The organism is Collimonas fungivorans (genome assembly GCF_001584145.1).
Taxonomy (GTDB): domain Bacteria; phylum Pseudomonadota; class Gammaproteobacteria; order Burkholderiales; family Burkholderiaceae_D; genus Collimonas; species Collimonas fungivorans.
In genome coordinates this window covers 3267692-3280505 of record NZ_CP013232.1, presented here as the reverse complement: position 1 = coordinate 3280505, position 12814 = coordinate 3267692, and the positions used below count along the sequence as shown (strand labels likewise).

The following is a 12814-nucleotide window of genomic DNA, read 5'->3' as shown; positions in this document are numbered from 1 at the left end:
TCGCCATCACAACTTACACTGGAGCGCCAGACATCATGTATGAGCTGTATATCGCCAACAAAAACTATTCGTCCTGGTCGCTGCGTCCGTGGGTGCTGATGCGTGAGCTTGGTTTGGCGTTCAAGGAACATGTGGTGCCGTTTGCCGACGGAGCCCCAGGCTCCAACTGGGACGCGTTCCGCATTTTTTCGCCGACCGGCAAGGTGCCGGCGCTGAACGACGGCGGCACGGTTGTCTGGGATTCGCTGGGGATCACGGAATACCTGGCAGAGCGCCATGAGGGTGTCTGGCCCAGCGATCCGCAAGCCAGGAGCTGGGCGCGTTGCGCCGCCGCCGAGATGCATTCCGGTTTCGGCGCCTTGCGTGAGCACTGCACGATGAATTGCGGCATCCGGGTGCGCATCGAGCAGTTGCCGGCATCGCTCAAATCTGATATCGCGCGGCTGGATGAGTTGTGGGGTGAGGGCCTGCAGCGTTTTGGCGGGCCCTTCCTGGCGGGAGCAAATTTCAGCGCCGTCGACGCCTTTTTTGCTCCTGTGGCTTTCCGGATCCAGACCTATGGCCTCAAGCTGGGCCCCGCAGCGCAAGCTTATGCGGTGCGTTTGCTCGATTTGCCGGCCATGCGGCAATGGCACGCGGATGCCCTGACGGAAAGCTGGCGCGAACCGGCCCATGAAGCTGAAGCCAAGGCGGCGGGAATGTTCCTGGAAGACCTGCGCAGCGCGCCGTCAAAGTGAAATTGAAGCGCGCAACGTGCCATAATATTCCGCATGTTTACGCGTAATGACGACAAGCTGCTGTATATCACCGATTCACTCGCGATTCCGCTCAGTGAGATCGAGATCAGCGCCGTCCGCGCCCAAGGGCCGGGCGGCCAGAATGTCAACAAGGTTTCATCGGCGATACACCTGCGGTTCGACATCCGCGCCTCGTCGCTGCCAGAGTTCTACCAGGAAAAGCTGCTGGCCCTGAATGACCAGCGCATTACCAAGGACGGCGTGCTGGTGCTCAAGGCGCAGCAGTCACGCAGCCAGGAAAAGAACAAGAGCGAAGCCCTGTTGCGCTTGCAGGAATTGCTGCTGGGCGTGACCGTGATTCCCAAGAAGCGGCGGCCGACTGCGCCCAGCCGCAGCTCGCAGTTGAAGCGGGTCGACAGCAAGACCCGGCGCGGCAAGGACAAAGCCATGCGCGGCAAGGTAGTTCTCTAGGCCTGCACCAGGCGCAGGCGGGTAATTTCAGATGGCGCAAACAGCCGCTTCGGCGGTCCCCAGTAACCGGTGCCGCGGCTGGTGTACACCCACAGGTTGCGCAGGCGGTTCAAGCCGGCCGTATAAGGCTGCTGCAAGGGCACGAACAGATTCCACGGGAAGAACTGGCCGCCATGGGTATGGCCGGACAGCTGTAGGTCGAAGCCGGCGTCGGCTGCGGCCGCCGCTGAACGCGGCTGGTGCGCCAGCAGCACCTTCAGCGCCACATGCGGCGGACTGCCGGCCAGCGCTGCATGCGGGTCGCTGCGTTCGGCTTCGTCAAAGTGATGGGCGCTATAGTCGGTGACGCCCGCCACCAGCAGCGACGCTCCCTGGTGGTTGATGACGACATGCTGGTTCATGAGCACGGTCAATCCAAGCCGGCGCACCTCTGCCACCCATTCCGGCGCGTTCGAATAATACTCATGGTTGCCGGTGACGAAATAAGCGCCGTGGCGAGAGCGCAGCCTGGCCAGCGGCGCCGTGTGCACGGCCAGCTCCTGCACGCTGCCGTCGACCAGATCGCCGGTGACCGCGATCAGGTCTGGCTTGAGGGTATTGACCTTGCTGACGATGGCGTCCAGGTAATTGTGCTTGATGGTCGGGCCGACGTGGATGTCGCTGATCTGCACGATGCTGTATCCGTGCAAGGCAGCCGGCAAGCCGCTGATCGGGACATCGACATCGACCACCGCCGCCAGGCGGCGCGCGTTGAAAAATCCGACAAGACTGGAAACCGCGGCCAGCAACAGCACGGCCACCGCGCTCCAGAATGCGAATTGATCATGGTCCAGCTTAAATACGGGCGCCAGCCACAAGGCCAGCTCGCGCAGCAGGGTTGCCAGCAGCAGCGATGAAAATATCCCCATGGCGAGCATGCCGGCCCAGGCCAGGCGGTCCGACAAGGGCTGGCTCTGGATTCCACGAGCCAGCATGCCGCCGGGAATAAGCAAAAACGACAGCAGCAGCCAGACGCCCAGCACCGCCGGCAAGAACGGGACGGCCGATAACGCCGGCACCAGGAGCCAGCCGATCAGCGCATGCAGCACGCCCAGCAAGAACAGAACAAGCACGATGGCAAAGCGCGAAGGCATGGGGGAACCTGTGAGAAAAAAGAGTGGAGGGGCGCAACAAGCCGTCTTACAGGCTTTGTGCCCATATTAGGGCGCGGCTGGCGGCTTCAATAGGCGCCCGTTTATATAAAGCAGGAGATGTATTGCGGAAACAGCAGGCTTATTCAAATATAATCTGGCATTCATTCTCTAACAATCACCAATATCTGGTGTTTTTCTGCAAGTTATGCCTCTTTCGAAGCGAAATCGCCTCATTTCTCGTTTGTTTTGCAGTGTCTGCCTGGCCGGGATGCTGTCTGGGCTGGTGCGGCCTGCATCGGCGGCGCCGGCCGCCGCCGATAGCGCTACAAGCCCAGTCCGGCCGCGCATCGGCCTGGTGCTGTCCGGCGGCGGCGCCCGCGGGTATGCCCACCTGGGCGTATTGCAGGCGCTGGAAAAAATGCATATTCCGATCGACTATGTAGCCGCCACCAGCATGGGCGCGGTGGTCGGCGGCCTGTATGCGAGCGGATTGTCGGTCGATGAGCTGGACCGCATCCTGACCGGGACCAACCTGAGCGATATCGCCTTTGACCGCAATGAGCGGGCAGACCTGCCGCAATCCCAGCGCGAGGACGATTATCAATATCCTATCGGCCTGTCGGCCGGTTACGGCGACGGCAAGCTGAAGCTGCCGGCGGGCTGGTGCAGGGCAATAACCTGCTGGCGCTGCTGCAGAACTGGACTCCGCAGCTGCCGGCGAATATTTCCTTCGACAAGCTGCCGACGCCATTCCGCGCCGTGGCCACCGATCTCGGCAGCGGCGCTGAGGTAGTGCTGAGCCAGGGCTCGCTGCCGCGCGCGATCCGCGCCAGCATGGCGGTGCCGGGCCTGTTTGCGCCGCTCAAGCTGGATGGCCGCACCCTGGTGGACGGCGGCCTGGTGCGCAATCTGCCGGTATCGCTGGCGCGCAGCATGGGCGCCGACATCATCATCGCGGTCAATATCGCCACCGACCTGCAAGATCCGTCCACCCTGGAATCGCCGACCGCTGTGGCGCAACAGATGGTGACCATCCTGATCCAGCAGAACGTCAAGCATGAAATAGATACGCTAAAGAAGCAGGATGTCTTGATCGAGCCTAATCTCGGCGACCTGTCGTTTGCCGATTTTTCGCGCGGCAAAGATGGTGTCAAGGCCGGTTACGACGCCGCCGAACGCCAGAGCGCCAAGCTGGCCGCGCTGGCCCTGCCGCCGCAGCAATGGAAGGAATATCTGGCGGCGCGCAGCGGCGGCGGTCCGGTGCTGGCCCAGGATACCCACATCGATGCGATCGAAATCCGCAGCAACGGCAGGGTGCCGGCTGCGGTGGTGCGCCGGGCGCTGGATGTCAAGGAGGGCGATTTCTATAACCCGGTTGCGCTGAACAAGGACGTGGCGCGGCTGGCGACCAACGGCGACTTCAAAAGCGTGACGCAGGAGCTGGTGACAGAGAACGGCCGCAATGTACTGAAAGTGGAGGCCGACGACAAATCCTGGGGCCCGCATTTCCTGCTGTTCGGCCTCGGCGTGTCGAACAATTTCGACGGCCGCGGCGATTTCAACCTGCAGATCGGCCATCGTTTGCCGTGGCTGACCGAGAGTGGCCTGGAGTGGCGCAACGATGTCGTGCTGGGAGGCAAACAGGCGAGCTTGCATACCGAACTGCGGCAGCCGATATGGAATACCGTGGGCCTGTACGTAGCGCCTTATGCCGAATACGGACGCCGCCATATCGACCTTTATGCGGATGAAGGCGGGGTAACCTCAAAAACCGTGCCGGTGACTGCGTACCGGGTCGATACCACCAGGGTCGGCGTCGACCTCGGCATCCCGATCGGACGGCTGGGGGAGTTTCGCGCCGGCGTGAATTATCAATGGCTGACAGCAGCCCCTGCTTATAACTTGCCGGACGACTTTGCGCATCTGCTCGGCGTCGACACCATTTTCGATAAATTCCGGGTGAACCAGCCGGTGATCCGTGCTCAGCTCACCATCGATCAACTCGACGATCCGCTATTCCCGCGCAAAGGATATTACCTGTCCGCGGTCAGCAATATCGGCCTTGGCGGCGCCGCGAACAGTTATAGCGATGCCCAGGGCAAGGCGCTGTGGGCGGTCAGCCGCGGCCGCAATACGCTTAACCTGGCGCTAGAAGCGGCAGGTACTTATGGCAACGAATCGAACGATGCCAGCGGCAATGGCGGACTAGGATTTTCTTTAGGTGGATTTCAGCATTTGTCGGCTTACGCTCCGGACCAGTTTACTGGCAACTATCTGTTATATAGCCGCCTGACGTATCTGCGCGACATGCCGGAGCTCGACTTGCCTGGGCTGCGCAATACAGTGCTGGGCAGCAGCCTGGAAGTAGGCGATGTATGGTCGACCCGCGATGGCTTCGGCACCGGACCATACAAGAAAAGCGTGAGCGTATTTTTGGGCGGCAGCAGTTTCATGGGCCCCCTGTATTTCGGCGCGGCGATCGCGCCGCGCGGCGTCTGGAATCTGTACCTGCAACTGGGACGGGTATTCTAGGATTGCCGCCGCACGACGAGTGTCAGGCTTTGTCGGCGCCGCGCACCCGCCGCGGCGGCGCCGGAGGATAGCCGAAAAATTCCAGCACGCTGTTGGTGACCTGTTCGCGGTCGTTGTCGACGCAAATCATGTGGTAGCTGTTTTCCAACACCACCACGCGCACGTCGGGCAATGTCGCCTGCAGGAACTCGGCTGATCTCAGGCTGGTCAGTTCGTCCTCGCGCGCATGCACCACCAGGGTTGGGCAGGTAATCCTGTGGGCCCCGGCCAGTACCTTCTTGCGCAGGCGGTCGACCTGGCGGATGCATGCCAGCGGCACCCAGCGATAATGGAAATTGTCGCCGCGCGCGAACTTGGCCTTGACGATGGCGCGCACCGTGGCGTTCTTGATGCCGAACGGTTCGTCTTCTTCGACTTTCATCCTGCTTGCGACACCCGGAATGCAATACACCAGGTGCCGCAGCTGGCGGTACCAGGGCGTCGACCAGCCGTCGATGAACACCGGCGGCGCCAGCGTCACCAGCTTGCCTTTGCTGTGCTGCACCCGTTCGCACAGCGCCAGCGCCAGCAGCGAACCCAGGCACATGCCCATTACGTGGAAAGTGTCGTATTGCGGCGCCAGCTCCCGATAGCTGGCGGTGACCGTATCGAGCCAGTCTTCGTAGCTGACCGGCACCAGGTCCTCCGGCTGCCCGCCGTGGCCGGGCAGGGTGACGGCGTGGGTTTCCACGCCGGCGCGCTGCAGCACTTTGTGCATCGAGCCGAGATCGAATTGGGTGCCGCCCAGGCCATGAATCAGCAGGGCGCCGGTGCGACTGCTCATATCCGGCTCCGTTGCTGCGCATCCTCCTTGAGATTGAGGCGCCAGGCGCCGGCCACCATGGCGACCGATTCGTCGGCGTCCAGCAGCACTGCGCTCATGTCGCTGACATGGCTGACTTCTCCGGCCGGCAACAGCAGGCGGAAAGCGAAATCGGGGCGGGCGTCATCGTCGCTGTCGTCCAGCCAGCGGCTGCGCAATTGCTGGCGGTCGTCGGGATGGACATGCGCCAGCACCTGGTCGAGTTCGCTGAAAGCGGTGTTGCCTACGCCCAGCAATCCGTGCAGGTCGCCGTTCCAGCACAGTTTTTTGCTGTGCGGGTCGATGCTGTAGACCAGCTGCCGGCTGACGGCCAGCGCCAGTTCGACGTCGCTTTTCCATTGCGCGGCGTCTTCGTGCAATTGCTCGCGGGTGGTCTTGAGGGCGCTGATCAGCAGGCAGAGCAGGGCGGCTACGGCAAGGTAAAGCTGCGCTTCCAGCAGCGAATGCCTGGAAAAGGTGTCGGAAAAAGCGGCAAACGGTCCTTCGCCTTGCACCGTGTTGAGCAGGGCGAAAAAGGCTAGCATGGCAACCGCCAGCGAACCGCCGCGGCCGCCCCACAGCAAGGTAACCACAGCGGCGAAAAACAGCGGTATGTAGGTCAGCGCAAAATTGACGCCGGCCGAAAACTTGCTGATGCTGTTGCCGTCGAAAATCACAAAAGCGGTCACGCCCAGGGCCAGGAACGCCGCCAGGCCCAGCAGGAAGTCGCTGCGGTCCATGCCGCCCGAGCGCATGGCGTGGAAACGCGACCAGCCGGCCAGCACCGGCGTGACGATCAGGATGCCGACCAGGTCGGATGCAGCCCAGATGCGTGCCGTCGGCCAGAACGGCACGTGCTGCACCAGCGTGAACCAGGCGGCGCCGATGGCGGCGCTGGCCGCGCTGCAGGCGACGCCGGCGATCAGCAGGCCGCGCACGAAATACAAACCTTCCATCGGCAGCTGCGCCTTGCGCACCAGCGCCACCACGATCGCGGCGATGCCGATTTCATCCAGGGCGAACAGCGCCACGCGCAGCAGGTTGCGTTCTTCGATAACACCCAGCAGCAGCTGCGCCAGGACGAAGCCGATCACCAAAGGCAGCCAGCGCGCGGTCCTGGTCAGCATGAATGCGGCGACGGTGACCCCGGCCGGCAGCCAGATATAGCCGGTGGTCGCAATCGGGCCGTTGAGCTGGTGCGACATGTAGCCGGTGACCAGGTAGAGCAAGCCCCACAGCAATGCTATGACAGTTTGGTTGGTCAGTTTCACGGTGGATGTCCTTATGGCGTTGATGTTCTTGCGGCCTGAAAAATGCAACGGGCAAGATGTCGCTCATTATATGGTGAATCTGGAAAGAATTTGGCTATGGGAAATGCCGGCCATGCGACTGTCAACGTTGACAGTTACGCGGCGGCCGGGCTTGGCCAGAGAATTGGTCGGCTGGCAGCCGTTCCGTGTATTCAAATTCTCACTTTTCCGGAGGTCCAATGAAAAAAGCATGGTCTTGTCCGTCCAGGCTCACCTTGTTGCTGGCGCTGGCGGCGCCGCTGCTGGCGCAGGCGCACGGCTACATCGATGCGCCCAAATCGCGCGCGTTCATGTGCAAGACGCAGGAAAATACTGCGTGCGGGGCGGTGCAATATGAACCGTAAAGCGTCGAGGGGCCGAAGGGGTTCCCGGCTGCGGGGCCGGCCGACGGCACGATTGCAGCCGCCGGGCTGGCGCAGTTTGCGGAGTTGAATACCCAGACCACGGGGCGATGGAAAAGGGTGGTCTTGAAAGCCGGGCAGAACGATTTCACCTGGTACTTTACCGCCGGCCACATGACGCAGGACTGGCGCTATTACATCACCAGGCAAGGCTGGAATCCGAACCAGAAACTGAGCCGCGCCTCGTTCGACTTGCAGCCGTTCTGCGTCATCAAAGGCGGTTTTGCGCCGGTCAGCAATACCCATGTGAAGCATAGCTGCACCATTCCGGCTGGCCGCAGCGGCTACCATGTGATCTTGAGCACCTGGAATATCGCCGATACCGGCAATGCCTTCTATCAGGTAATCGATGCCGAGCTCCCGGCTGCAGCCGCAGTCAACCCGCAGAAAGTGATGATCAATCCATTTCAATAGAACGGGGGCGGCATTGCCGCCCGTTTCCACCGGATTCGGATTGGATGCAGTCATGGCGAGCCGATAACCGCTCGAGACTTGCTGTGCCTGGATTAATGCAATTTGCTGATAATATGCATCGTGTTTGCGCGCATGGCGCGCCGCGATGCCCGGCGAATGCTGATATCCACCATGTACTCCGGATCAGCTCGGTAAAGTACTGGGAATTTTGCGGAGAGCTAGACCCCCGTATTTGCATACGAAGGTCTAGTCTATGGTATATGGTGCCCACGGAGGGACTCGAACCCCCACACCTTGCGGCACATGGACCTGAACCATGCGCGTCTACCAATTCCGCCACGTGGGCTTGAGAGAGCGAGATTATAAGCTAATGTACGAATAAGTCAACCTAGTCATAACGATATGTAGATATAAATTGCTTGGTTAGGAGAATGTCATAATCCTCCGTTACACTAACCATTGATGAATAACAACCTGTTGAAAATAGCCTTTTGAGCCAATATTCCTACACTATCCCCAGCCGGGAGGAAATTCTCGGCCTTTTGCGCACCTCCGCCGAGCCGCAAGACGCCGCTGCCCTGGCTACCGCGCTTAGCGTCAAACCTGATGAAATGGACGGTTTGACGCGCCGCCTGAATGCCATGGAGCGCGACGGACAGATCAAGCCCGACCGCGGTGGCGTCTACAAGCTGACCAATTCCCCTGGTTTTATCGAAGGCCGCGTCAGCAGTCACCGCGACGGTTTCGGCTTCCTGATATCGGACGAGGGCGGCGACGACGTTTTCCTGCCTGAAAAGGAAATGCAGAAAGTGCTGCATGGCGACCGGGTGCAGGCGCGCATCATCGGCACCGACCGCCGCGGCCGTCCTGAAGGGACTATCGTCGAGGTGGTGTCGCGGGCAAATACCCATGTGATCGGCCGTTTGCTGAATGAAAACGGGGTCTGGGTGATCGCCCCCGAAGACAAGCGCATCGGCCAGGACATCATCCTGGCGGGATCGCCGGGCAAGGCCAAGGCCGGCCAGGTAGTGAGCGTCCAGCTCACCGAGCAGCCTTCGCGTTATACCCAGCCGGTCGGCAAGATTGTCGAGATCCTTGGTGATATCGACGATCCGGGCATGGAAATCGAAATTGCCGTACGTAAATATGGCGTGCCGCACGAGTTTTCCGAAGCTGCCAAGAAACTGGCCGCCAAGTTGCCGGGCGAAGTGCGCGCGGCCGACCTGGGCGACCGCGTCGACCTGCGCGACGTGCCGCTGGTGACGATTGACGGCGAAGACGCGCGCGACTTCGACGACGCCGTGTATTGCGAACCGATCAAGATCGGCCGCGCCAACGGCTACCGCCTGATCGTGGCGATCGCCGACGTCAGCCATTACGTCAAGCCTAACGACGCCCTGGATGTCGATGCGCTGGAGCGCAGCACCTCGGTGTATTTCCCGCGCCGCGTGATCCCCATGCTGCCGGAGAAACTCTCCAACGGCCTCTGCTCGCTCAATCCGGATGTCGATCGCCTGACCCTGGTGTGCGATGCAGTGATCAGCGCCAAGGGCGAAATCAAGGCTTACCAGTTCTATCCCGCGGTGATCCATTCGGCGGCACGCCTGACGTATACAGAAGTAGCGGCCATCCTGGGTAATACCAAGGGCCCGGAAGCCGCCAAGCGTCCCGGCCTGGTGCCGCATCTGCTGCACCTGTATGAAGTGTTCCACGCCTTGCTGCAAGCACGCCAGGCGCGCGGCGCCATCGATTTCGAGACCACCGAGACCTACATCGTCTGCAACGCCGCCGGCAAGATCGAGAAAATCCTGCCGCGCACCCGCAACGATGCGCACAAGGTGATTGAAGAGTGCATGCTGGCGGCCAACGTCTGCGCCGCCGACCTGATGGAACGCCACAAGCATCCTGGCCTGTTCCGTATCCATGCCCATCCGACCAAGGAAAAGCTGGCGGTGCTGCGCACCTTCCTCAAGCAGGTCGGCCTGACGCTGGCCGGCGGCGATACGCCGTCCGCCTCCGACTATGCCGCCCTGATGCCGAAGATCAAGGCACGGCCGGACGCCTTGCTGCTGCAGACCATGCTGCTGCGCTCCATGCAGCAGGCGGTCTACAGCCCGGAAAACATCGGCCATTTCGGCTTGTCGTATGAATCGTATGCGCATTTCACCAGCCCGATCCGGCGCTATCCGGACTTGCTGACCCATCGCACCATCAAGGCGATCCTGCAAGGCAAGCGTTATGAACCAAAGGGTTTCGACACCAGTTCTCTGAACACCATGCTGTCGCCGGCCGGCCGCAAGAAACAGGCGGAAGACAAGGCTGCGGGCAAGAAGAGGAATGAGGGCAGCCTGGCGGTATGGGAAGCGCTTGGCGTCCATTGTTCCGCCAATGAACGGCGCGCCGACGAAGCTTCGCGCGATGTCGAAGCATGGCTCAAGTGCTATTTCATCCGCGACAAGCTGGGCGAAGAGTTCACCGGCGTGATTTCCGGCGTCGCCACGTTCGGCATTTTTGTCCAGCTCGACGCCTTGTACATCGAAGGCCTGGTGCACGTCACCGAGCTCGGCGCGGATTATTTCCAGTACGACGAAGCGCGTCACGAACTGCGCGGCGAACGCACCGGCATCCGTTACCAGCTGACCGACCGGGTCACGGTGCAGGTGAGCCGGGTTGACCTGGACGCCCGCAAGATAGACCTGCGCCTGGTCAACGAGCCGGGCATCAAGACCGTACTCAAGAATGAAGCGCGGCGCGCCGACAATGAACAAGGCCGGGGCGCCAAACCGAAGGCCGGCGGCAAGGCTGCGCCGCCGAAAAAGACCGGCAGCAGCAGAGTTACGACTGCTGCCAAGACCACTGCTCCAAGCAAGACCAAGAAGGCCAAGACCGCCAGCGTCGCAGAAAAGACGCGGGCGCCGAAAGCCTTCACGAAATCCAGCAAGCGTAAAAGATAGATTCTGAGAATATGAAAAGTAAAATGATTTTCGGCTTTCACGCCGTCACCGCGCGTTTGCGTCATGAAGCATCGTCGGTGGAAGAGATTTATGTGGATGCCGGCCGCGTCGACCGCCGCATGCAGGAACTGTTGAATGCCGCCAAGGCGGTTGGCGTGCGCGTGATCCCGGTGGATGACGCACGCTTGTCGAATATCGTCGGCACCCGCCGCCACCAGGGCGTGGTGGCGAAAGCCGGCGAACTGTCGCTGGCGCGCAACCTGGATGAGCTGCTCGATGCCATCGTCGGTCCGCCGCTGCTGCTGGTGCTGGACGGCATCACCGATCCGCACAACCTGGGCGCTTGCCTGCGGGTGGCCGACGGCGCCGGCGCCCATGCCGTGATTGCTCCGAAAGACCGCGCGGTAGGCTTGAACGCTACCGCCGCCAAGGTCGCCAGCGGCGCTGCCGAAACCGTGCCTTACATTACCGTCACCAACCTGGCGCGCACCTTGCGCGAGCTGAAGGAACGTGAAATCTGGCTGATCGGCACCAGCGAAGACGGCGAAAAAGGTTTGTACGAAGCGGATTTTTCCGGTCCGGCAGCCCTGGTCATGGGGTCCGAAGGCGAAGGCATGCGCCGCCTGACGCGTGAAACCTGCGATGTGCTGGTCAACGTGCCGATGTTCGGCTCGGTCGAGAGCCTGAACGTGTCGGTGGCATCCGGCGTCTGCCTGTACGAAGCCCGCCGCCAGCGCATGGTTAAGGGCTGTTGATTCTGTTTTCGCGGCATTCATGCTGCGTCGGACCAGCCATTTTTGGCCGCTGATTAGGTAGTCACGTAGTTCACAAGACGGTGATTTACGACTCGAAAGCAGTCCGAAGATCACTCTCGATATCGTTAGCGTCCTCCAGGCCGAAGTAAAAACGAGCGCAATTTCCACTGAGGGGGAGGCGCTTCGATGAGGGCCAAGCGGATGGATCAAAATGATTTACAAGGCTGATGGTGCCGCCCCAGCCATAGCCCACTTTGATCACCTTGAGACAATCCAGGCGCTGGATGGTCTCGTCCAGCGACCAGGCAAATTCAACAGATACAAGGCTATTGAAACCGTCATAGTCGCGGACAAACAAATTGCCTTTTCCATTCGGTTGGGTGGGATGGAGCACTCGTTTAATTCCCGCCATGCTAGTAAAAACACTAATTGCCTGGCTTGTTGTCGCCATCTGGCATGAGAGTCGCGCTCCCAAAGTGCTCATTGACTGAATTGCACTTGCACATGCATCCGACCCGACATGGCTTCCGAGAAGCGCCGCGATCGATTTGGTTCTTTGGAATAGATTTCGGTCTTTGGTGACGATGGCGCCGAGCGATACGCCACCACTAGCCGCATGGGTCTTAGTTAGTGAAATCAATGCAACGTCGATACCTGCTTCCAAGGGGTGATGAAAGGTCGACGCCGCCCAGGTATTGTCCATCACTGTGATCGCAGGGTGATCCTTGCATGCTTCAAGCACTGCATTCCCGTCCACCAGTTCGAAGGTAAATGCACCGGGTGATTCCCAGAAAACTACCTTGGTATTGGTTCGAAGGCGATTCGAAAGCACGGCAGCATCTTGTGGTTCAAAATATTCAACATCGACACCTAACGCTCGGAAATGCTGATCTAACAGCCATCGAGTTGAGTAAATGACGGTATCACAAACAAGGATGTGATCGCCTGATTTTGTGGCGGCGGCCAGAAGTAAATGTATCGCGCTCTGCCCGGAGGGAGTCAGCACCGTGAACCTTCCCCTTTCTATCTTGGCTACCTGGTTAGCCAGATGGCGTGTAGTCGGGGTGTCGACTCCGCCATAGTAGAGGCCAGCGAACGTTTCATCACTTCCTGCAATCAAACTTGCGTTATCTATCGGGAGCAATTCCTTAAAATTGTTTACGATAAATGTCGTGGCGTTGATGGCCGGAGTTATCGGTGAACTAATGCTTCCCAAGGGGAAAAGGCCGATCTGCGCTAGGACGGTTGAATTTGATTTCCGCATTG

The 12814-nt window shown here is 60.4% G+C and carries 9 protein-coding genes, 1 tRNA gene and 2 pseudogenes; 7 read left to right on the top strand and 5 right to left on the bottom strand.

All coding sequences use genetic code 11. The annotated features are described in order from the left end of the window. Positions 1 to 35: 35 nt before the first annotated feature. The gene (locus tag CFter6_RS13950; protein ID WP_061540440.1) at positions 36 to 737 is read left to right on the top strand and encodes a glutathione S-transferase family protein; all 702 of its coding nucleotides are present in this window, start codon (positions 36 to 38) and stop codon (positions 735 to 737) included. A 33-nt stretch (positions 738 to 770) separates the two neighbouring features. Further along, complete coding sequence (arfB, locus tag CFter6_RS13945; RefSeq protein ID WP_082814784.1) at positions 771 to 1208, top strand: alternative ribosome rescue aminoacyl-tRNA hydrolase ArfB; 438 nt, start codon at positions 771 to 773, stop codon at positions 1206 to 1208. Here the strand turns inward: arfB and CFter6_RS13940 are convergent. Further along, positions 1205 to 2341: a metallophosphoesterase gene (locus tag CFter6_RS13940; protein WP_061540439.1), complete on the bottom strand. Its 1137-nt coding sequence runs from the start codon at positions 2339 to 2341 to the stop codon at positions 1205 to 1207. The two genes, arfB and CFter6_RS13940, sit on opposite strands and share 4 nt — an antisense overlap. 205 nt (positions 2342 to 2546) lie before the next feature. Between CFter6_RS13940 and CFter6_RS13935 the strand changes: the two are divergent. Beyond that, a pseudogene (locus CFter6_RS13935) lies at positions 2547 to 4873 on the top strand (patatin-like phospholipase family protein). A 22-nt stretch (positions 4874 to 4895) separates the two neighbouring features. Here the strand turns inward: CFter6_RS13935 and CFter6_RS13930 are convergent. After that, positions 4896 to 5696 (bottom strand): alpha/beta hydrolase, encoded by an 801-nt coding sequence (locus CFter6_RS13930; RefSeq protein ID WP_061540438.1) that lies wholly within the window; start codon positions 5694 to 5696, stop codon positions 4896 to 4898. Beyond that, positions 5693 to 6985: an MASE1 domain-containing protein gene (locus CFter6_RS13925; protein WP_061542374.1), complete on the bottom strand. Its 1293-nt coding sequence runs from the start codon at positions 6983 to 6985 to the stop codon at positions 5693 to 5695. Before CFter6_RS13925 ends, CFter6_RS13930 begins: the two co-directional genes overlap by 4 nt. A 218-nt stretch (positions 6986 to 7203) precedes the next feature. On the opposite strand from CFter6_RS13925, the gene CFter6_RS26030 reads away from it, so the two are divergent. Then, positions 7204 to 7368, top strand: coding sequence for a hypothetical protein (locus CFter6_RS26030; RefSeq protein WP_167351394.1), 165 nt, complete (start codon positions 7204 to 7206; stop codon positions 7366 to 7368). Between the two features lie 15 nt (positions 7369 to 7383). Beyond that, a pseudogene (locus CFter6_RS13920) lies at positions 7384 to 7839 on the top strand (lytic polysaccharide monooxygenase); the annotation flags it as partial. A 261-nt stretch (positions 7840 to 8100) separates the two neighbouring features. Here CFter6_RS13920 and CFter6_RS13915 read toward each other — a convergent pair. Beyond that, positions 8101 to 8185: transfer RNA gene (locus CFter6_RS13915), tRNA-Leu, on the bottom strand. 145 nt (positions 8186 to 8330) lie between these two features. On the opposite strand from CFter6_RS13915, the gene rnr reads away from it, so the two are divergent. After that, positions 8331 to 10793 (top strand): ribonuclease R, encoded by a 2463-nt coding sequence (gene rnr, locus CFter6_RS13910; protein ID WP_061540436.1) that lies wholly within the window; start codon positions 8331 to 8333, stop codon positions 10791 to 10793. An 11-nt stretch (positions 10794 to 10804) separates the two neighbouring features. Then, entirely contained in the window at positions 10805 to 11548 is a 744-nt protein-coding gene (gene rlmB, locus CFter6_RS13905) for a 23S rRNA (guanosine(2251)-2'-O)-methyltransferase RlmB (protein ID WP_061540435.1), read from the top strand. Positions 11549 to 11633: 85 nt separating this feature from the next. Here the strand turns inward: rlmB and CFter6_RS13900 are convergent, their stop codons facing one another. Beyond that, positions 11634 to 12812: a PLP-dependent transferase gene (locus CFter6_RS13900; protein WP_061540434.1), complete on the bottom strand. Its 1179-nt coding sequence runs from the start codon at positions 12810 to 12812 to the stop codon at positions 11634 to 11636. Positions 12813 to 12814: the final 2 nt, after the last annotated feature.